We start from the raw sequence: 20,132 nt of genomic DNA, 5'->3' as shown, positions 1-20,132 counted from the left end.
ATTTATAGCTGTTGTGGCTTAAACGCTGGCGACTTCAAACAGCGTGAAACCAATTTCTAGCCCTATCAGCGTAAGTAAAAAACTCAACAAAACTGATTTAGGTACTTTCGCGCAACAATATGCCCCAAGCGGTGCACCAACCACCACCACAGGAATCGCCGCGAGTACAAACTCTGATATTTCAAGTGTAATAGTCTCTAAATAAAAGTAATTAATTAAACTCGCAAATACAGAGGTGGCAGCCATGATTAGAACTGAACTCGCCGTCGCAATTTTCAGATCCGCTTTAAAATAGAGCATGAGTAAGGCAAATATGGCGATATCGGCACCTGAGCCTATTAACCCACTCACTATGCCACCTAGGAAAGCGACCAAAACTACGAAAAAATTTTGTCGCTTGCAGGTAAGATCAATGGTTAAACGCTCTTTGCCGCGCCAATGAGCGCGTAACAAGGTAACCGCAAAAATCAGCAAGAACACACTAAATAAGGATTTTGTAACAAGCCGTGGTACTAAATCGGCAATAAATAATAGGCTGATTGCAACTCCAGGCAGTGCCCCCATCAGTGCTAGCAGCACTACCGAACGGTAGTACCTTATGCCGCCAAAAATGATGGTTATGCTAGCTGCTGTCATACCAAAGCTTTGAATTGCGAGTGAAAACACTTTCGCGGTAGCGGGCTCAATACTAAGCACTTTAGTCATCACCGGAAAAGCAACTGCCCCCCCACCAAGGGCTGTGCCACCTGCGACAAATGAGCCAAACACCATAGTAATTGCAATACTGATTTGCGACATAAAGTTAGCAAATGCAGAGTGAACCCCTTGAAGTGAAAGCCAGCAAATATACACGCATGCGATGCATAAAAGAGGAATGTATTGACGATAGTTTTGCTTTTTATAATTCATGAACAGCGTTGTCATTCTGACGAGGTGACAAAAATAGCAAAAAGTGTGAAAGAATGACAATTGAATAAATTTGCACTTAAGATAATACAAACTTTTATAAGCAAGGCTAGTATTACTATCTTTGCTGCAAATACAAATCAACAAACAATATTTGCCGAAAAGTGCTTGAAACGTAAAATTTTGCGATCTAAAACACTTTAATACCAGTATAAAACTTAGGTTAACCCGTTTAATTTACTCAACTACTTAATAAATCAAGATGTTAGGTTTATAGTTAAAGATATAACCGAACAAACCCCAAAATAAATTATCAAAATTATATGGCAACAATATTAATTACAGGTGCGGCTCAGCGCATAGGTTTAGATGTAGCAAAACATTTTCTTGGTAAAGGTTACCAGTTGATAGTTACCTACCGTACCAAACATGCTTCAGTGACTGAACTTGAGCAACTAGGTGCGATATGTTTATCGTGCGACTTTGAGCAACCTGATGCGGTAGATGTGCTGGTAGAGCAAGTTAAATCATATACCTCTGAGCTTAGTGCCATTATTCACAATGCATCAAGTTGGGATTGTGAAAGCAAAAACCCTGACTTTAATGGCTTATTTGATAGCATGATGAACATTCATGCAAAGGTGCCATATTTGCTTAATTTGGCGCTAACCCCGCTGTTACAAAATACCAGCGAAGAGCATAGCGATATTATTCATATCACGGATTACGTAGTCGAAAAGGGTAGCCCCAAACACATAGCTTATGCGGCAAGTAAAGCTGCGCTTGATAATCTCACCCGTTCTTTTGCTGCAAAACTTGCACCTAAAGTAAAAGTAAATTCAATCGCGCCGTCATTGATTATATTTAACGATCATGATGATGATGCTTATCGTGCAAAAACCCTGAAAAAGTCAATTATGGCGCTAGAGCCAGGTACTGCAGAAGTAATTAACGGTATCAAGATGATACTTAACAGCAATTATATGACGGGACGCACACTACAACTCGATGGTGGTCGCCACCTCAAATAGGACAGAATTATGGAAAAGAAACTAGCTGAAAATTATTTGAATATTATTGAAGCGGTTGGCGAAGACCCAAACCGAGAAGGCTTACTAGACACGCCAAAAAGAGCTGCGAAAGCCATGGAGTATTTGACTAAAGGGTATCGACAAACACTGGAAGAAATTACCAATAATGCGGTTTTTAGTTCAGATGCAGATGACATGGTACTGGTGCAGGATATTGAACTGTATTCAATGTGTGAACACCATCTACTACCGTTTGTAGGGCGCTGCCATATTGCTTATATTCCTAACGGTAAAGTATTGGGTTTATCAAAGTTTGCGCGTATCGTTGATATGTTTGCACGCCGTTTTCAAATTCAAGAGCAACTTACCCATCAAATTGCTGAAGCTGTGCAAGAAGTTACAGGTGCAAAAGGGGTTGGCGTGATTGTTGAAGCGAAACACATGTGTATGATGATGCGCGGAGTGGAAAAACAAAATTCCAAAATGCGTACGTCTGTAATGTTAGGTAATTTCCGTGAAGATCCAAAAACCCGCAATGAATTTTTGCAGTTAGTTAAGGGGTAACTATGCTAAATGCGATTATAAACATTACCAATTTACGCCTGCGCACCTATATCGGGTTTAATCCTGAAGAGCGTGAGAAAAAGCAAGATGTGATCATCAATATTGAGGTGCATTACCCAGCTGATATGGCTTGTGTTACCGATCAAGTTGACCAAGCGGTTAACTATAAAGTGATTACCAAAGCGGTGATTGAATTAGTTGAAAACGGTCACTTTTTATTACTTGAAAAGTTGGTGGCAGATGTACTTGAAGAGTGTCATCGTCACCCGAGTGTGACCTTTGCAAAAGTTTCCGTTGATAAGCCCCATGCGTTGCGATTTGCAGACTCAGTTTCTCTCACGCTTGCTTGGCAAAAACAACACTAAAAAAACTGTAGCGCCATAGCGATGACTATGGCGTAACGCAGCGCTTTTCCAATCGCCACTAGCAATACAAAAATGCTAAAAGGCACCCGCATAATGCCCGCAACAAATGTTAAAGGATCACCAATAATTGGTAACCAAGCGAGTAATAAACTTGCTCTGCCGTAACGATTAAAACTCTTTTGCGCTTTTTCTAATTGTTGCTCAGATACGGCAAACCATTTTCTATCTTTAAAGCGGTTTAATTCCTTTCCTAGCCACCAATTAACACAGCTACCAAGTGTGTTACCTAAAGTGGCACTAAACCACAATAGAGCAATGTTGTGTTGTTGCTGAGTAAGATATGCAAGCATGCCTTCGGATGCTGTGGGCAGCAAGGTAGCGGCAATAAACGCGGTGAAAAATAAAGAAAGGTAACTCAAGAAGATATTTCAATAATTGTTAGGCGATAACTTGACGCATGATGCTAAATTTTTAACACTGAGTCCAGCGCAAAAATTATATGGAATATAAATGAAAAAGCTCTTACCTCTTGCCCTAGTGGCAACACTTTTTGGTTGTGCACAAACGCAAAATAACCAAGCTACATACCAAAAACCAACTTATGAAACTTATATTTCGCAAGGACAGGCCTTTCCAATTACTCAGTTTACTAATACACAAGGTGAAGTTGTGGCATTAGCTGAAGACAAACGTAAGTTAGTGTTACTGTTTGCCACTTGGTGCAGTGATTCGCAGCGATTTGTAAAACAATTAATGGCATCACCTTTAATTGCTGATCCAGATTTACAAATTATTGCGATAGGGCGTGAGGAAGATGATCAAAGCTTAGTGAACTTTTCTGAAAAATTTGCCACTAACTTCACCATGGTGGCCGATCCAAATCGTCAAATTTACAGTCAATTTGCAAATGCGGGAGTGCCACGCATCATCTTGTTAGATAAGCAAAATCGTGTGGTATCGACCTTGATAGGCGAAGCACCAAACACCATTGAAAAAGTGCTTTGGTAAAACGAAAACAGTAAATCTAAACTTATAACGCGTAAATTAGCGGATTGGTCGCTTCCAGTTGCAGCATTAAGTATGATGCTGTAATAATTGATAAGTTTATAATATTAGGGGCAAACTATGAAATTAAGAACATTAGTTCTTGCTGCTGCGATTGCTGCACCAGCGCTTGCAAACGCGAACCCTGCATTCAAAGAAGCAGAGGATGCTATCGAATACCGTCAACATGCGTTTCAATTGATCCGTGCACAAATTGCAAATATGGGCGATATGTTGAAGGGTAAAGTTGAATTCAACGCTGAAACATTCCAAATGCGTGCAAATAATGCTGCTGCATTATCGAAAATGCCATGGGAAGCGTTTTATGCGGGCACTGAGAAAGGTGACACATCAGCATTACCAGCAGTATGGTCTGATAATGAAACCTTTATGCAAAAAGCTAATGCGTTTGCTGATTATGCAGATAAGCTAGCCGTTGCAGCACAATCGGGTGATCCTGCTGTAATTAAGCCAGCATTTGGTGCATGGGCAAAAGGTTGTAAAGATTGTCATAAGTCATTTAAAGACTAATTGCTGCGTATTAATGCTCAAATATACAAAAGGTCAGCAAGTGCTGACCTTTTTAATGCAACTCTATATCTGTTAATGTTAACAGTTAGCTTAGTAATGTTTTAACTGACTCAGCACCCCAAGTCGTAAGTAGAGCGGTTAATAACACACAAAAAATCGCAAAACCTACCCATCCACTTTTCATTTTGGCATTTTGTTTGTAACTTTCTGTTGTTTTGCCTGTGATCATCGGCGGAACGAGCGCTTTACCTTTCAGTTTATACACCACAATCGCTGTAATATGTAGCGCAATTGCAATTAATATCCAGTCGAATATTTGATGATGCAAACTGCCAGCAAGAGACGATAAATCACCGCTAACCATTGCGACTAAAGGGCCGTCATACATAATGTCGTCGGTGGTCATCAGCCCTGTGACTGCTTGTGTTACTAATAGAATGAGGAATGCGATCACCATATAACTGCCGGCCGCATTATGGCCAGGGGTTTCTTGGGTTGCACCTTTGATGGCTGCAAGCGTGTTTTTAGGTGAGTGAATTAATGCAGATAATTTTGCTGTATCACTACCAATAAAGCCCCAAATAAGACGTGTTGCTAATAACGAAAGCAAACTAAAACCCGCTACAAAATGTAATTCCATAAGGCTATTTTCAGCCGAGTAATAAAGTAGTGCGATCAGTGCGACCATACTCCAATGGAAAAAGCGGATAAATCCATCCCATACTTGTGTTTTTTGCATATCGCCCCCTGACAATATTCTTCAATAACTTACATAAGAATAAAGATATGTTGCCATAAATCAGATAGATTCGGTAAGTAAATACGTTAAACACCAATAAAAATGCTATCGAGCAATTTTGTACAATTTTTAAAAATCTAGTTAGCTATACTGGGCTTTTAGTAACGTCCTTTGAGGTGCTAAAGCACCTTTGAAAACATAGAGTAGATTCATAACAAGCGGCACCAATGGAAAAGACGGTTTTTCAATATCATCATGAACTAAATGGCTTAGAAGTACTGCATGCTCAATATAAGCAGCAAAACTTTGCTCGCCATAGTCATGAAGGTTACACCATTGGATTAATTGAAAACGGCGCCCAGCGTTTTTTTAGAAGTGGTGCCAACCATGTGGCGCCAACAAGCAGCATTATTTTAGTTAACGCCGACCAAGTGCATAATGGCCAAACGGCTACTGAACAAGGTTGGGGTTACCGTGCTATGTACCCAACGCCTGAATTATTTGAAAGCTTGACTGATGGCATTGGCGAAACGCAACTAGGTGCCCCTTATTTTGAGAAGGCGGTGGTATTCGACCCAATGTTAGCAAAGCAAATGGCATTTACCTTTGACTTACTCACAAGCGAAAAAAGCATATTAGCCAAACAGTCTGCGCTTTATCAGTTACTGATTAATTTAATAACTCGCCACAATAAGCGTTCATTTTGCTTGCGTGCTACATCGCGGAAACCACAATTAGTCACAGCGCTTGATTACTTGCGAGATTATTATTTCGAAAATATAAGTCTTACGGAGCTTGCGGCGATTGCCAATATGAGCCCCTTTCACTTTATTCGACAATTTAAAGCCGAAACGGGCATGACCCCTCATGTTTATCAAACGCAATTTCGTGTTAATCGGGCAAAGCAAATGTTACGCTCTGGGCTTGCTATTAATGAGGTTGCATTGGCGGTTGGTTTTTACGATCAAAGTCATTTTCATCGTTATTTTAAAAAGAATATGGGGTTAACGCCTAAACTATATTGTAAGGCCGTAAGTGTATGAAAACAGCAATCGCGAAAGGTTTTTGGGACATGTTACCGCTCAATCTGGCGGTCATTCCATGGGGAATTTTGTGTGGCTCACTCGCCGTGCAATCGGGGTTCAGCCCATTAGAAGCACAGTTAATGTCGCTGTTAGTTTTTGCAGGCTCAGCGCAGTTAGTGGCAATTGAGTTGATTGTTGGCAATGCGTCACTTATCACCATTTTAGTTACCACCTTTATTATAAGCGCGCGTCATTTTTTGTATGGTTTAAGTGTGCGTCACAAGCTGATAGATAAACCGCTAAAATGGCGATTAAGCTTAGGTTTTTTATTAACTGATGAGCTGTTTGCGTTTTCGCATCACAGGCGCGCGTACCAAGGCAAAATTCGTTTAGTATATGCGTTAGTTGCTGGTGGTAGTTTTTATATTGCGTGGAATATTTGGACTTTGATAGGTGTTGTTGCAGGCGCGATGCTGCCTGACTTAACCCAGCTGGGCTTAGATTTTGCTATAGCATCCATTTTTATTGCTTTAGTGATACCGAGCATTACTAACTGGCCAACGTTATTAGCATGTTTAACTTCGGCAATTAGCATTGTGGTTTTTAAGTTATGGCATTTTGAATTAGGGCTGATTTTTGCGGCCTTGCTTGGTATGAGTGTAGGTTATGTGTTTGAAAGCAAGCGAGGTGAAAAGTGATAAAAATTATTTTGCTGATGGCATGTGTTACTTTTACAACGCGCTTTTTATTTTTATCTAAACGCCTACCTTTTAGCATCGGCCCGAGAATGCAACGCTTTTTAAGCTTTAGTGCACCTTGTGTATTAACTGCAATTTGGGTGCCGATTGTGTTTGTGCAAGAAGGCAAGCTGGCAATTTCTCTTAATAATCCCTATTTAATCGCTGCCTGTGTGGCGGTGTTGCTGGCATATCGCTTTAAGAATTTATACATCACTACGGTTGTAAGTTTAGCGGTGTTCTTTTTATTAAAGCTCTAACTGGGTTTTCAGTTAGAGCTTGTCGTGTCTTTAGAGTGATGCCTTAAGTACATCACGGCTAATATCGAGAGTGACTTGTTGGTTTTCACCTAGAGCAGTCATGCCATGTCGTTCAAGTTGCTCAACAATTGCATCCACAATTTCTTCGCCTAATTGGTAATCGCTAAAGCGAGTTGGCATGTTTACAGAGTGGAAAAATGCCTCGGTTTTTTCGATTGCTAGATTAATGATTGTGTCATTATCTTGCTCTGAAATACCCCAAATACGTTCAGCATATTGCAGTAATTTAGCTTCTTTTTGCTGGCGCATTGCATGCATCATACGTGGCAACACAATAGCCAATGTTTGTGCATGATCTAAACCATAAAGCGCAGTAATTTCATGACCTAACATATGAGTCGACCAATCTTGTGGTACACCGGCACCAATTAGGCCGTTTAATGCCATGGTTGCAGACCACATTAAGTTTTCGCGAACGTCCATATTGTCAGGCTCAGCAAACACGCGCGGACCTTCTTCGATGAGTGTATGCAATAAACCTTCAGCGAAACGATCTTGTACTTTGGCACCGTGGTCAAACGTGAGATATTGCTCCATTACATGCACAAATGCATCAACAATACCGTTAGCTAGTTGCCTTTCTGGTAGTGTTTTTGTTACTTGCGCATCTAGCACAGCAAATTTAGGTTGTACTTTTTCGCTAAAGAACGGCAGTTTGTCGTTACTGTCGAGTTTCGAAACAACTGAGTAGCTATTTGACTCTGAACCTGTTGCCGGCAGTGTAAGTACTACACCGATAGGTAAAGCGTCTGATACCTCTGCTGCTTTTGCCAGAATATCCCATGGCTCGCCATCAAATCTTGCTGCAGCAGCAATAAACTTAGTGCCATCAATTACAGAGCCACCACCCACAGCAAGTAAATAATCAACGTTATGTTCTTTAATTTGTGCAACAGCGCGCATTGCGGTTTCATAGCTTGGATTTGGCTCAATACCTGAAAACTCAAACACCTGATGATCGCTTAGCGCATCTACTACTTGCTGATAAATGCCATTTTGTTTAATGCTGCCACCACCATAAATGATCATCACTTTTGCTGATGTTGGGATTTCCTGTTGAATTGTCGCGATTTGGCCCTGGCCAAAAATAATTTTAGTTGGATTTACAAAACTAAATTCCATGATATTGCCTCAATTAGGTACGGTAATTAATGCCAGTTTAGCGTGTAACTGCACAGGGATAATCCCCCTAATTGACAAATAACTTTTGCATATGTGCAATAATAAGTGTGTTAGTGTCTTTATTTTTGTTGTGGAGAGGGTATGGATTGGCAAGGTATTAATGAATTCTTAGCGGTTGTTGAAAGCGGCAGCTTTACCCGTGCGGCAAAAATTTTAGATGTTTCAACTTCTCACGTCAGTCGTAGTGTTGCTCAGTTAGAGTCTCGTTTGGGGGTTGCACTGTTAAAGCGTACCACCCGTTCACTGAATTTAACGGAAGCTGGACAACAATATGCAGCATCACTTCATTCCATCCAATCTGCGATGGAAGAGGCTAACTTAGCACTGCAAGGTGAACAGCAAGAACCTAAAGGTACAATTCGTGTGTCGTGTGCTGGCGATTTTGCGGCAAAACAAGTTGCGCCTAAATTAGCACAGTTTTGTCAGCGTTATACTCAGGTATCTATGGTGATGGACTTCAATAACCGCAATGTAGACTTAATTGCAGAAGGTGTTGATTTAGCGATTCGCTTTGGCCGTATGGCAGATTCCAATTTAATCGCTCGTCCTTTAACCACACGAGTAATGACTTTAGTTGCTTCTCCTGAATACCTAGCAAAGTTTGGCGCACCGACCCATCCTGAGCAGCTTATAGAGCATAATTGTTTGTATGCGGTAACTAATCGCTGGCGCTTTAAAGTTGATGGCACCATCAAAGAATACAAAATTTCTGGCCGATGGCGCAGTAACAATGGTGAGGCGCTACTGCAAGCGTGCTTGTCGGGGTTGGGTATCGCGCATCTTGCTCAGGATATTGTCGAAGAGTATGTGGCAAACGGGCGGTTGGTAAGTTTACTAGCGCCCTATCAAGTAGCTGATAACGCCTCGTGGTTAGTTTACCCAAATCGCGATCTAATGCCGCTGCGAGTGCGCTTACTCATCGATTTTTTAATTGCAGAGTTTAATCAAAATTAATACTTCAATTTTTGAACTATTATTGCGCGATTATATCGTGCGCGATATATTTGCTGACAATAGAGGAGAAAGACCATGACACCGTTTTATCAATTAAGTATTAATAGCCTGCAAGGGCAAAAAATCGATTTTTCAGACTATCAAGGCAAAGCTGTATTAGTAGTTAATACGGCCAGTAAATGTGGTTTAACGCCGCAATATGAAGGGCTGCAAGCACTTCACAAAAAATATGCAGATCAAGGCTTAGTTATTATTGGCTGCCCGTGTAATCAATTTGGACAACAAGAACCAGGTAGCGCAGAACAAATTCAAGGCGAGTGTTTAATTAATTATGGCGTTGATTTTACGATGACTGAAAAGATCGATGTAAATGGGGAAAATAGTCATCCGCTTTATAAATACTTACGTAATGAGTTAACAGGCATTTTGGGCAATAAAATTAAATGGAATTTCACTAAATTTCTGATTGGCCGTGATGGTAAGCCGTTAAAGCGTTTTGCACCAACTACAAAACCAGAAGCGCTGGAAAAATACATTGAACAAGCGTTGGCGCAGTAGCCATGGCAAGTAATGCTGACCAATTATTAGAAAACCAACTTTGTTTTCCGATTTATGCTGCATCACGCTTGGTGACGCGGCTATATCAGCCTGAGTTGGATAAGCATAAGTTGACCTATCCCCAGTACGTGATTTTACTTATTTTGTGGCAGCAAGATGGAGTGACAGTAGGTGAGATAGGTCAGCAGGCAATTCTAAATAACAACACGCTAACGCCAATTTTAAAACGCATGGAACAAAGTGATTTAATAGAACGTCGGCGCGATGAGTGGGATGAGCGCAAGGTGCGTATTTATTTAACGCAACAAGGTCATTCACTACAGCAATCACTTTCGTGTTTGCCTTCTCAACTAGTTGATAAAGTAGGGTTAGATCTAGAAAAAGCAAAGCAGTTAAAGGCATTGCTTGGCGATTTAATGGATAAGCTAAACGATCAGGTTTAAAGCTCATCCCAATAGTTATGCGTATCATCCATGCCGATGGATTTACGCAGCCGCTTTTGTTCTAAAATATCTTCTAAACGTTTTTTTACTTCACGTTTATGTTGGGTATCTTCGCTGTTTTCCAGTTCTGAATTCAGCGGCTCTTGATTATTGATGTCTTGGTAATTGTCTTTCATGATCACCCTCAACATTGCATTTTAAAGCACTCATAATCAGTAAAAACCCATATTGCAGTTAGCGCAAGTAATGTATAAAAATTTTGGTTGGTCAAAAAAACGAATGTGGTGGTTAAAAAAACCATTTATTGGTTTTTGATTTTTATTTTCATGCTGTGATTTATATTAATTATTCTGTATCTGTTTGATTTTTTTGCTTTTGTAATTTTGGCACTGAGTTTGATAAAGCTATAACACTTAGAGAAAAAATTAAAACGCGACAGATACGGGAATCATTATGAAAAAATTACTTATCACAACAGCAGTAGCAGCATGTATGGGTCTTTCAGCAAGTGCAATGGCACACCAAGATGACCACGATAACAACATCAACTTTTCATCTGATAGCTGTAATTTAAAGTTTAATAATAAACTTTCGATTACCCCAGATACGCTCAATATTGAAGCGCCATCAGGTGTAGTAGCAATTGACCAAGATGGTAATTTAAAAATTAATGGTGAATCGCAGTCTTTATCAGCGAGTGACCAAACGCTATTGGCGCGCTATTCGGAAGATGTACGCGGTCAAGTACCTCAAGTTGCCGAAATCGCAATGGAAGGTGTTGCACTTGCAGGTGTTGCACTGAGCGAAGTGGGTAACGCGTTTGGTCTTGAAAATATGAGCGCGATGGAAGAGATTATGTCGGAAATCGGTGAAGAGATTCAGCATGCATTTTATGATGGTGGCACTTTTGTAATGGACCAAGGTCGCTTTGATAACATTGGCGACACATTCGACAATAAATTTGACGAAAAAATGGAACAAGCGATGGAAGAAATGATGATGGAATCCATCGGCAGCTTACTAATTACCCTTGGCAGCGAAATGCTTAGCTCGGGTGGTAATATGAGTGACTTCGAGCAGCGCATGGAGCGTATGGGCGAACAAATCGAAGAGAAAGTAGAGCTGCAAGCTAAGAACATCGAGCAAAAAGCAGATAAAATGTGCTTCGATTTCAAAGAGCTTGCAATGCAAGAAGATGAGCTACAAGCGCGTATTCCAGCACTAGCAAATTACGATGTGTTTAAAGTGGAAACTAAAAAATCATCAATCTAATGTAGGTAAACATTAGTTATAGCGTCAGTCATCATTTAGGGAGCAGTTGCTCCCTTTTTTTATTTAATTGCCCCGCTTTTAGATGGGTTTTTGCATAGTGTTCGGGGATTTTCTCGGCAATAAAAAAGTTAAGTATAGTCTGGTCTAATTCACCTTTTGTTGCGAGTTGCTGCATTATATTGATTGCTTGTGACAGGGTTTTAGCTTGTTTATATGGCCGATCTGAGGCTGTCAGCGCTTCAAAAATATCGGCAATGGCTAAGATGCGTGCTTCAAAGCTAATTTCATCACCGCACAGCCCTTTGGGGTAGCCTTTACCATTAAGTTTCTCATGATGAGCGCCAGCAATCTCAGGGACTCTGCTAAGGTGTTTCGGGAATGGAAGCTTTTCAAGAATTTCAATTGTTTGCACAATATGATGGTTAATTGCATAACGTTCTTCTTGATTAATTGTGCCTGCGCTAATGCTCAGGTTGTATAGCTCACCAAGGTTATTTCTAAGCTCAGGTTGTTGCAAATTATACTTTGCGCTATCGCAGCGTAAATTCTGATTATGAAGTAGATGGCATGGTCTATCGGCTAAGACACTTAGCTCAGAAACCTCAGAAGAACCTGAATATTGAGTTAACTCTTCTTGAGATAATCCTAAGCGTTCATCAAAGTGTGGCTGCCATTTTAGCTGTGCTATTTCATTTAACTTGTCTCTATCATTGTTTGATACAAACTCAGCGTTATTGCAGTACGCCACATGCGCAAAATCATGTTCCAACTGCATGATTTGCTTTGCAAGTTTATTGTCTATGGTGTTTTTATCTTCTCCTGCGAGTTTTGCTTTAAGCGCAGCAATTTCTAAGTCTCGTTTTAGAACTTCAAAGCGTGTTCTAATTTCATGAATACGGTTGTAAATGGTTTCTAGTCGGGTTGCTTTATCAACTATGTACTCAGGTGTAGTGACTTTTCCACAATCATGTAACCACGCCGCAATGGAGAGCTGGCGCTTAGCATTTTCATCAAAATCAAAATCAGGAAATTGGTTTGACTTGCTAGCTGCTTCAGCAATCTGTGTTGCAAGCTCTGGCACCCGTTGACAATGTTTACCCGTGTAGTGAGATTTAGTATCTATTGCGCCAGCAATGACTTGAATAAAGGAATCGAGTAACTTCTCTTGTTTATTAACTAGTTTTCGCCCTTCAATTGCCACACCAAAAAATGCCGCCACTTGCTCAGCGAGTTTTAAACTAATACTGCCTTTCGGGGTGTTTGCTAGGTAAAAATAAACCTGTAAACCAATTACTTGTTGCTCTCGGTTTTTTAGCGGCACTTGTACTTGGTAACATTCTTTATTTTCAAGAGATAACCACTGCTTCAAAGCATTTGGTACATCGCTAACTTCTGTTATATCGCTAAGGCTGTATAAAGTGTGCCAGTGTATGGTTGGCAGATTGTTTATTGAGTATTGCTGATTGTCATAATGTAAAAATTCTGCGTTTAAGCTTTGATTCTGCGCTAGTAATACTAGGCATCCCTCGGCCTTCATCATGCGTGTAGATTTAATCGTAATTTTATCTATTAAGTGTTGTAAGTTTTGCTCTTTTGATAATGTGCTGAGTAAGCTAAAAAACTCACTTAAATTACCGTGAAGGTGTTGTAAGCTCTCTGCTAGCTGTTCGATTTCAACAACATCGATGTAACAATTAAATGCACCAGGTTTTTCGAAGTTAGCTAATTGAGATGCATAGTGATGCAATTGTCGAATTGGTCGTGTAATAACATGTGCAACCAAATAGCTTAATGGCAGTGCTAATAAGCATAAGCCAAGTAAAATTAGTAACCAAGTATAAAGTTGCGAATAAATAGGGCGCAAAATGATATCTGCTTTGGTGGCAGCCACAAGCATTACACCACTTTGTCTATTTGGTTCGATTTGCGTGGCATTTAGGTACCACTTGTTATTATTCGCAATAACTTCTGTAAGTTGATTAATATCTGTTGAGCGTACTATGGTGGCTGAATGAGTTAACCATGATTGCCAAGGCGCAATTTGGTCATCTTCCAATTGAATGTCTTTACCATCTTGTAGCGCGAGAATTTTGTTGTTGCTGTTCATTAAAAACAACCAAGTATTAAACTTTAACTCATCGTGATACATGGTTGCATACAAAGAATGCGAATTAAGATCGACACTTACAGTCAACTGGTTTGATTGCCTAACCAATGAAAAAACTTTGCTTTGGCTATAGTTATCTTTATAGGGTTCAACCAATGTGAGCGCATTTGATTTTTGTGCCTGTTGGTACCAAGGGCGCTGTTTAATGTTGAGACTGGCTGCGAGTTTTTGTTGTTTAAGTAATGCTAATGATTGATTGAAAAAATAGCGAATTTCAGTGTTGTGATGGATTTTCTGTAATACAAAATAGGTGTCGTTTGGCGTGCTAAATAATTGCTCTGATTCAGGGGTGTTTATTTGATGTAGCGCCCAAAGAATATCGTTATTTGTAGTGAGTGTAATGGCATCAACATGGTTATCGCTATGCAAGAACATACTAAGTTCTTTTAGTAACAAGGAGGGAAACTCGTTTAGCAGTTCTTGTTTGTTTTTGTAACGATAAATCAGACTGTTAATGACTTTTTGCGCATTGCTATAATCAGTGCGAATACGCGTTAACACATCTTTCAATGCTTGTTGATGATTACTGAGTGCTTGCGCTGTCGCGAACTCTAATCGGCTTTGGTAATTAAGATAAATAAATGTGCTGCTAATTAGCGTGCATGAGATCAAAACGGCAATCGTTGAAAATTTGATAATGCTCAGTTTTGGCATAGTTGGCTCACTACAATTATAAAATTTTTATAGTTAACGCATTTTCTGCCACTTCAATAACCGCTGGAGTATAACCTGCTGACTCACCATCCGCTTGAATTGGCAGCCCCGGGGTTAAGACTTCAAGTTGTGTAAATGCGTGTTCCTTCACTTCGGACAACTTTGTGTGTGTGCCTTGGTAGAGTTTTGGCAGTGCCCATAACTTCTTTACAAGGTGTGTTTTTTCAACGCTATAGCGCATTAAGTTTGATGAATTAAGCTCGGCATTAGGGGCAATCTTCATCCCTCCGCCAAAGTACTTACCATTGGCAAACACAGTAAGAAAGTTTTTATAGTTTATGTTATGACGTCCTTGTTTCAGTGTTAAGAGTGACTCTTTGAAGAAAAAAAGACAAGTAAATGCATGGTATAAATAACTAAAACGCGCAAGCCATCCTTTATTGCCTTTAGTTTTTTCAACAATTTCAGCATCAAAACCAACACCGGCACTGTTTATAAAGTAACGCTCATTTACCTTTCCTAAATCAATGCGTAGCGTGTTTTCACTCAGTATGAGTTGTTTCAGCTCGGCATTGCTGTAATCAAAGTTGCGTACAAAGTCATTACCTGTTCCACAGGGTAAAACAGTGATTGGGCGCGATGAAAAAGCCATGCAATTAGCTAACAGATGCAGGGTACCATCACCACCTAACATGATCACTTCATCATATTCATTGAGGTGTTGTTGAAAAAAAAGCTGGTTGTCAGCCAATATTGGTGAAGTAGTAAACACGTAATACGACTGTTGATGTTGCTTCAAATAGCTCACAAGCCAGGTTAGCCAATATTTTTTTTGCTTATTTGGCAGCGGGTTTAAAACAATTAAATAATGTTTATTCATGAAATGGTGATAATGACAGTGTTATCGCTAAGCTTGCCCGTTAAAGGCTTTTAGGTCAAATGCATAGGGTGTGATGCTGCACAATTATGCACTTTATATGCAACTTTTTTGATTACCTATTCGCATTAAAAAAATTTATGCGAAAATTGTAATTTTATTGATTGGATTTTAACCATATTTGAACGCAAAATAACACTTAGTTAAACAACAGGAGCAATCACATGACTAAACAAGCGTTAAACCAAGGTGGCCAGTCTCAAGGTCAACTAACTCATTCAAATAATGGTAAAAAAAGTTTACTAGCTAAATTGAATCGCTATGGTAAAAAACTCGCATTAGCAGGCGCTGTTGCATACAAATAAACTATGATTTATTTGCGACCAATCGCACCTGTTTAAAAAGGCTGTAATGATAAATTACGGCCTTTTTTTATTTAATTATCTAATGTTTTATAGCTCTTAATGTTGTTTAACTAAATTTTAAACATGGCTTAGGTAAGTTTAATTGTTTCAACAGGCTTAATTTAGCCGTGGTAATTATTATATGTCCCGCGTTCCTGTATTACCGTCGGCTTTAATTGACGCAAGAATATTATAGTCGATGGTATTTTCAGGGGACAGGAACGCAATCCCAATATTGTTGTTGTCAGAGTTAATAGGTTGGTGAATTATTAGCTCTTTTTACAACTCACAATATAGTAAACTCGCATATTTACAGCTAACTTAGTATAAACACTTAATTAGTTGTTAACCCATTGAATGGAAAAGCAGTTGAATCACCTTCCTTATCAAATTCAAAGCCGCCTCACGCATAAGCTGCTTATTGCTTTAGTGATTATTTCTTTGTTCAGTTTGGCAATGGCTGGTTTGTATTTTGATAGTTCTAACCGCTTTAAACAAAATGCTCAAAAATCTGAGCTAGTTCATAAAATTCTTAACCAATATTCAAGTATTGCGCTTTATACCTTTGAAAAGCTGGTGGCAATTGGCGAGATGTCGCGAAATGGCATTGTGCTTACACCAGAGTTGCGAGAAGAAAACGAAAACAAATTACGTACATCAATTGTTGAAGTACGAGACTCCTTGTTAAAAAAACTCACATTAGCGCCTGAGCTAAGTACCAGAAATGATTTGGCTGTGCTGGATAAAGTGACGCAAAAAGTTGAGCGTATAATTACAACGTCACAAGAAATTCGCTTTTTAATTAGTAAAGGGGAGCTTTCAGAAGCACAAAGCTTATATCGCTTATTACAGCAGCAAGGAGTACATGCAGAGTTTAACGCTTTGATCAGTGAAGCTGTAAAACAAGAAAATCTGCAAGCTGAGGCGATACGCGATAATACCAAGGTAATGTCTGAACGCAATAATCGCTATTTAGCGATTGCTCTTGGGCTTTCGAGCTTATTTATGATGCTAACTATTTGGTTTTTTTGGCAGCGAATTTCAAAAGCGACAAAGCAATTGCAGTTTGCGGCTAGTCAATTTACAGCAGGTAAGTTAGAACATCGCATTCCTAAATTAAAAGACACCGAATTTGCCAAGCTGGCAGATGCGCTGAATTTTATGGCAAGCGAATTAAAAACCAAGCACAGTGAGTTGGGTGAAGCTAAGTTACAACTTGAAGAAAAAGTACAAGAGCGGACAAAAGCATTGGCATTGAGCAATGAGAAACTTGCTCATGTTGATAAGCAAAGAAGACAGTTCTTGGCGGACATTTCTCATGAGTTGCGCACACCGCTGACGATTATTCGTGGTGAATCGGAAATATTATTGCGTAGCCATTCTGACAATGTGGATGATTATTTAGCAACCTTAGTTGCGGTGGTGGATCAAGTAAGTCATACCACAGCGCTGATTGATGATTTAATGCTAGTGGCTCGCTCGAGTGCCGGTGAGTTAAGGTTATCGTGTAGTGAGGTAAATTTAACCAAGTTGGTACAAGATCTTTGTTATATTTATGGCCGAAAAGCACAAGAGCGTAACCAGCAGCTTAGTTTTGAGCTAAATGAAGAAATTAGTTTAGAGTTAGACGAGCGCCGTATCCGCCAAGTATTGATGATTTTACTTGAAAATGCGCTCAGCTACTCTGCGCCAGATGCAGTAACCGAAGTGAAATTAATGCGTCGCCAGCAGGTTGTCGTTATTAAGGTGATAGACTCAGGGCAAGGTATTACAAAGCAAGAACAAGAGTATATTTTTGAGCGTTTCTATCGAAGCAACCGCTCTAATACGCCGGGCTCTGGCTTAGGTTTACCTGTGGCCAAAGCAATTGTTGATGCTCATGGTGGCCATATTAGTTTAAAATCAAATACTTCAGGTGAAGGCTCTGTAGCAACTATACTGTTACCGTTAAATGGTGAGGAACGTAATGAGAATTTTATTAGTTGAAGATGATGATCGTGTTGCAAGTTTTCTTGAACGAGGCTTGCGCGCTGAAGGGTATTTTGTTGTTCGCGCCAGTGACGGTAAAGAAGGGTTAGATCTTGCCCTTGAAGGTGACTTCAATTTAATTTTGCTTGATATCATGTTACCAGGCTTAAATGGTTTGGAAGTGTGCCAAGCATTGCGTATTAAAAACTTCGAAATTCCAATTATTATGCTGACGGCAATGGATGCATCGCAAGATATAGTTCATGGTCTTCGCCTTGGTGCAGATGACTATGTAACAAAGCCGTTTGCTTATGAAGAGCTTTTAGCGCGCATTGAGGCTGTAACTCGTCGCAAACCATCACAAAAAAACCGCTCTAACACACTCGAGTTTGGTCCATTAAGCTTTGACCGTGACAGCTACATTGTGACGCTTGCAGAACAAGAGGTTTCTTTAACTGTAAAAGAAATGGCGATTCTTGAATTGTTAATGACAAACCCTGGAAAGTATTTAAGTCGTGAGCGCATTTTAAGTAATGTGTGGGGTATGGAGATGGATCCCATGACTAATGTTGTTGATGTGTACATTGGTAAACTACGTAAAAAACTGATGCTGCCAAATAATGATGAAAGTATGATTGAAACCAAGCGCGGTATTGGCTATCGCTTAGTGTCACCAGAATAAGCTTTTATCGGTATCAATTAAAAAGGGCGAACTCAGTTAAATGAGTTCGCCCTTTTTACTTCAGGTAATCTAGGTATTAACGTTTTGCGATGTAGCTAGTTTTATCGCTTTGTGGATAAAGGTTTTTTACAACTTTAGCCGCGTTCATATCTTGAACAAACTGCTCAAGTGATTTGCCATCGCACTGAATATTTTGTGCAGCTTTACGGATGTGCTTGTTTTCTTGCTTAAGCAAACGGCGCACTTTGCTGGCCTGGTCGTTTGCAGCCGCGGCACAAATTTGTGATGCCAGACTGTTATCAGATGGAACTACTTTTGCTGCTGCGTTGAACGATAAAATACTTGCTGCTGCGATAACTGCTGTGATTGATTTTTTCATGTCTCATTCCCTCGTGGTGTTTCAGTTAATTCGTTTTGTTGGTATCTATATTACGAATATTTTTTGCAGGTAATGTGCGAAAGTGAATGACGGTAATATGAGGTGATTGGTGGCGAATATCGGTGATTAAGGTGTTATCTTCTAAAAAAAACGTATTAAATTTCTCTAAGTCGAAAGAGTCGTTAAATTTGTAATAGTATTGTTGAACTAACCAAAAAATTACAAAGAAAAAGGGCGAGTTACTCAAGTATCTCGCCCTTTTAACTTCAGGTAATTTAGATATTAGCGTTTCGCGATTTAACTAGTTTTGTCGCTTTGTGGATAAATATTTTTTACAACTTTAGCCGCGTTCATATCTTGAACAAATTGTTCAAGTGACTTGCCATCGCACTGAATGTTTTGTGCAGCTTTACGGATATGCTTGTTTTCTTGTTTAAGTAAACGGCGCACTTTACTGGCTTGTTCGTTTGCAGCCGCGGCACAAATTTGCGATGCCAGACTGTTGTCAGATGGAACTACTTTTGCTGCTGCGTTGAACGATAAAATACTTGCTGCTGCGATAACTGCTGTGATTGATTTTTTCATGTCTCATTCCCTCGTGGTGTTTGGGATAATTCGTTTTGTTGGTATCTATATTACGAATATTTTTTGAAGGTAATGTGCGAAAGTGAATAACGGTAATTCGAAGTGATTGGTGGTTAATGGGCGTGATAAATTGAAATTTCCATAGAGATTTAATAAAAATGTTAATATTTTGATGTTTATTTGAGCAAACAAACTTTTTGCTATTTACAGTTAAGATTTGGCTGAGTATTATTTTGCGCATGGAGAGATGGCTGAGTGGTTGAAAGCACCGGTCTTGAAAACCGGCATAGGTTAATAGCCTATCTAGGGTTCAAATCCCTATCTCTCCGCCATTTTATAAGTATTTGCGCTGGAGAGGTGGCCGAGTGGCCGAAGGCGCTCCCCTGCTAAGGGAGTATAGGGTTTGTAGCCCTATCGAGGGTTCGAATCCCTCCTTCTCCGCCATGTATAAAGCAAAAAACCCCGCAACTTGTTGTGGGGTTTTTTGCTTTATGGTGTGTGAAGCGAGGCTTTGGTTCGAACCCTTTGTTCGACAAATTGTCAGGAACAATTTGAGCCGCGAAAGCGCCACGAAGTGGGCGAGTGCAGGATGCACAAGCGCTAATCCCTATTTCTCTCTATTCCAAAACATAAATTAAAACCTCTCATAATTGTTGTGGGGTTTTTTGCTTTATGGTGTGTGAAGCGAGGCCTTTGTTCGACAAAAGTGTATGGAACACTTTTGCACACACGCAGTGTGCCCGCA

General features: G+C 39.8%; 25 protein-coding genes and 2 tRNA genes. 17 read left to right on the top strand and 10 right to left on the bottom strand.

Annotated elements, in window-relative coordinates:
* Window positions 1-18: 18 nt before the first annotated feature.
* The gene (locus tag ON073_RS15320) at window positions 19-909 is read right to left on the bottom strand and encodes a sulfite exporter TauE/SafE family protein (RefSeq protein ID WP_274762760.1); all 891 of its coding nucleotides are present in this window, start codon (window positions 907-909) and stop codon (window positions 19-21) included.
* Between the two features lie 320 nt (window positions 910-1,229).
* Here ON073_RS15320 and folM point away from each other — a divergent pair, with 320 nt between their 5' ends.
* The 3 genes from folM to folX are packed head-to-tail and all read left to right on the top strand — an operon-like array spanning window position 1,230 to window position 2,866.
* Window positions 1,230-1,937, top strand: a complete 708-nt coding sequence (folM, locus tag ON073_RS15315; protein WP_274762759.1) for a dihydromonapterin reductase — start codon at window positions 1,230-1,232, stop codon at window positions 1,935-1,937.
* A 9-nt stretch (window positions 1,938-1,946) separates the two neighbouring features.
* Window positions 1,947-2,501 (top strand): GTP cyclohydrolase I FolE, encoded by a 555-nt coding sequence (gene folE, locus ON073_RS15310; RefSeq protein ID WP_274762758.1) that lies wholly within the window; start codon window positions 1,947-1,949, stop codon window positions 2,499-2,501.
* Between the two features lie 2 nt (window positions 2,502-2,503).
* Window positions 2,504-2,866, top strand: coding sequence for a dihydroneopterin triphosphate 2'-epimerase (gene folX / locus ON073_RS15305; protein ID WP_274762757.1), 363 nt, complete (start codon window positions 2,504-2,506; stop codon window positions 2,864-2,866).
* On the opposite strand, the gene ON073_RS15300 is transcribed toward folX, so the two are convergent.
* Window positions 2,863-3,285 (bottom strand): YqaA family protein, encoded by a 423-nt coding sequence (locus tag ON073_RS15300; protein WP_274762756.1) that lies wholly within the window; start codon window positions 3,283-3,285, stop codon window positions 2,863-2,865. The two genes, folX and ON073_RS15300, sit on opposite strands and share 4 nt — an antisense overlap.
* A gap of 91 nt (window positions 3,286-3,376) precedes the next feature.
* Here ON073_RS15300 and ON073_RS15295 point away from each other — a divergent pair, with 91 nt between their 5' ends.
* Together ON073_RS15295 and ON073_RS15290 are read left to right on the top strand one after the other, a co-directional pair.
* Window positions 3,377-3,874: a TlpA family protein disulfide reductase gene (locus tag ON073_RS15295; RefSeq protein WP_274762755.1), complete on the top strand. Its 498-nt coding sequence runs from the start codon at window positions 3,377-3,379 to the stop codon at window positions 3,872-3,874.
* Window positions 3,875-3,991: 117 nt separating this feature from the next.
* Entirely contained in the window at window positions 3,992-4,441 is a 450-nt protein-coding gene (locus ON073_RS15290) for a c-type cytochrome (RefSeq protein WP_274762754.1), read from the top strand.
* An 85-nt stretch (window positions 4,442-4,526) separates the two neighbouring features.
* On the opposite strand, the gene ON073_RS15285 is transcribed toward ON073_RS15290, so the two are convergent.
* Window positions 4,527-5,180, bottom strand: coding sequence for a cytochrome b/b6 domain-containing protein (locus tag ON073_RS15285; protein WP_274762753.1), 654 nt, complete (start codon window positions 5,178-5,180; stop codon window positions 4,527-4,529).
* Window positions 5,181-5,407: 227 nt separating this feature from the next.
* Here ON073_RS15285 and ON073_RS15280 point away from each other — a divergent pair, with 227 nt between their 5' ends.
* Genes ON073_RS15280 through ON073_RS15270 form a run of 3 tightly spaced genes read left to right on the top strand, consistent with a single transcriptional unit; the run spans window position 5,408 to window position 7,202 of the window.
* Window positions 5,408-6,223: an AraC family transcriptional regulator gene (locus tag ON073_RS15280; protein WP_274762752.1), complete on the top strand. Its 816-nt coding sequence runs from the start codon at window positions 5,408-5,410 to the stop codon at window positions 6,221-6,223.
* Complete coding sequence (locus ON073_RS15275; RefSeq protein WP_274762751.1) at window positions 6,220-6,903, top strand: AzlC family ABC transporter permease; 684 nt, start codon at window positions 6,220-6,222, stop codon at window positions 6,901-6,903. Before ON073_RS15280 ends, ON073_RS15275 begins: the two co-directional genes overlap by 4 nt.
* Window positions 6,900-7,202, top strand: a complete 303-nt coding sequence (locus tag ON073_RS15270) for an AzlD domain-containing protein (protein ID WP_274762750.1) — start codon at window positions 6,900-6,902, stop codon at window positions 7,200-7,202. The genes ON073_RS15275 and ON073_RS15270 overlap by 4 nt, the downstream gene beginning before the upstream one ends.
* Window positions 7,203-7,232: 30 nt before the next feature.
* Here ON073_RS15270 and ON073_RS15265 read toward each other — a convergent pair whose 3' ends face one another.
* Entirely contained in the window at window positions 7,233-8,387 is a 1,155-nt protein-coding gene (locus tag ON073_RS15265) for an iron-containing alcohol dehydrogenase (RefSeq protein WP_274762767.1), read from the bottom strand.
* A 138-nt stretch (window positions 8,388-8,525) separates the two neighbouring features.
* On the opposite strand from ON073_RS15265, the gene ON073_RS15260 reads away from it, so the two are divergent.
* The 3 genes from ON073_RS15260 (at window position 8,526) to ON073_RS15250 (ending at window position 10,399) form a co-directional block, all read left to right on the top strand.
* Window positions 8,526-9,398, top strand: coding sequence for a LysR family transcriptional regulator (locus tag ON073_RS15260; protein ID WP_274762749.1), 873 nt, complete (start codon window positions 8,526-8,528; stop codon window positions 9,396-9,398).
* Between the two features lie 75 nt (window positions 9,399-9,473).
* Window positions 9,474-9,956, top strand: coding sequence for a glutathione peroxidase (locus ON073_RS15255; RefSeq protein ID WP_274762748.1), 483 nt, complete (start codon window positions 9,474-9,476; stop codon window positions 9,954-9,956).
* Between the two features lie 2 nt (window positions 9,957-9,958).
* Window positions 9,959-10,399 (top strand): MarR family winged helix-turn-helix transcriptional regulator, encoded by a 441-nt coding sequence (locus ON073_RS15250; RefSeq protein ID WP_274762747.1) that lies wholly within the window; start codon window positions 9,959-9,961, stop codon window positions 10,397-10,399.
* Here ON073_RS15250 and ON073_RS15245 read toward each other — a convergent pair.
* A complete protein-coding gene (locus ON073_RS15245) occupies window positions 10,396-10,575 on the bottom strand; it encodes a PA3496 family putative envelope integrity protein (protein WP_274762746.1) in 180 nt (59 codons plus the stop codon). The genes ON073_RS15250 and ON073_RS15245 overlap by 4 nt on opposite strands.
* 277 nt (window positions 10,576-10,852) lie before the next feature.
* Here ON073_RS15245 and ON073_RS15240 point away from each other — a divergent pair, with 277 nt between their 5' ends.
* Complete coding sequence (locus ON073_RS15240) at window positions 10,853-11,671, top strand: DUF2884 family protein (RefSeq protein ID WP_274762745.1); 819 nt, start codon at window positions 10,853-10,855, stop codon at window positions 11,669-11,671.
* A gap of 31 nt (window positions 11,672-11,702) precedes the next feature.
* Here ON073_RS15240 and ON073_RS15235 read toward each other — a convergent pair whose 3' ends face one another.
* Window positions 11,703-14,492 (bottom strand): HD domain-containing phosphohydrolase, encoded by a 2,790-nt coding sequence (locus ON073_RS15235; RefSeq protein ID WP_274762744.1) that lies wholly within the window; start codon window positions 14,490-14,492, stop codon window positions 11,703-11,705.
* 16 nt (window positions 14,493-14,508) lie between these two features.
* Complete coding sequence (locus ON073_RS15230) at window positions 14,509-15,372, bottom strand: diacylglycerol/lipid kinase family protein (protein WP_274762743.1); 864 nt, start codon at window positions 15,370-15,372, stop codon at window positions 14,509-14,511.
* A gap of 221 nt (window positions 15,373-15,593) precedes the next feature.
* Between ON073_RS15230 and ON073_RS15225 the strand changes: the two genes are divergently transcribed.
* From ON073_RS15225 to ON073_RS15215, 3 genes are all read left to right on the top strand, one after another.
* Complete coding sequence (locus tag ON073_RS15225; RefSeq protein ID WP_274762742.1) at window positions 15,594-15,734, top strand: hypothetical protein; 141 nt, start codon at window positions 15,594-15,596, stop codon at window positions 15,732-15,734.
* Window positions 15,735-16,142: 408 nt separating this feature from the next.
* Window positions 16,143-17,759 carry a HAMP domain-containing sensor histidine kinase gene (locus ON073_RS15220; RefSeq protein WP_274762741.1) on the top strand — a complete coding sequence of 539 codons (1,617 nt, stop codon included), beginning with the start codon at window positions 16,143-16,145 and terminating at the stop codon, window positions 17,757-17,759.
* The gene (locus tag ON073_RS15215; protein WP_274762740.1) at window positions 17,740-18,423 is read left to right on the top strand and encodes a response regulator transcription factor; all 684 of its coding nucleotides are present in this window, start codon (window positions 17,740-17,742) and stop codon (window positions 18,421-18,423) included. Before ON073_RS15220 ends, ON073_RS15215 begins: the two co-directional genes overlap by 20 nt.
* Window positions 18,424-18,499: 76 nt before the next feature.
* Here ON073_RS15215 and ON073_RS15210 read toward each other — a convergent pair whose 3' ends face one another.
* From ON073_RS15210 to ON073_RS15200, 3 genes are read right to left on the bottom strand one after another with little or no spacing between them, the layout of a single operon-like run.
* On the bottom strand, window positions 18,500-18,802 hold the full coding sequence (locus tag ON073_RS15210) for a DUF3718 domain-containing protein (RefSeq protein ID WP_274762739.1): 303 nt from the start codon (window positions 18,800-18,802) through the stop codon (window positions 18,500-18,502).
* Window positions 18,803-18,827: 25 nt separating this feature from the next.
* Window positions 18,828-19,049: a hypothetical protein gene (locus ON073_RS15205; RefSeq protein ID WP_274762738.1), complete on the bottom strand. Its 222-nt coding sequence runs from the start codon at window positions 19,047-19,049 to the stop codon at window positions 18,828-18,830.
* Window positions 19,050-19,099: 50 nt separating this feature from the next.
* Complete coding sequence (locus tag ON073_RS15200; protein WP_274762737.1) at window positions 19,100-19,387, bottom strand: DUF3718 domain-containing protein; 288 nt, start codon at window positions 19,385-19,387, stop codon at window positions 19,100-19,102.
* A gap of 241 nt (window positions 19,388-19,628) precedes the next feature.
* On the opposite strand from ON073_RS15200, the gene ON073_RS15195 reads away from it, so the two are divergent.
* Window positions 19,629-19,719: transfer RNA gene (locus ON073_RS15195), tRNA-Ser, on the top strand.
* A 19-nt stretch (window positions 19,720-19,738) separates the two neighbouring features.
* A tRNA-Ser gene (locus tag ON073_RS15190) sits at window positions 19,739-19,831 on the top strand.
* Window positions 19,832-20,132: the final 301 nt, after the last annotated feature.

Origin of the sequence: Pseudoalteromonas sp. G4, from assembly GCF_028875915.1 — a bacterium.
In the GTDB taxonomy this organism is placed as follows: Bacteria; Pseudomonadota; Gammaproteobacteria; order Enterobacterales; family Alteromonadaceae; genus Pseudoalteromonas.
Note: the sequence above shows the minus strand (reverse complement) of the source record. Positions and strands in the feature narration are given on the sequence as shown.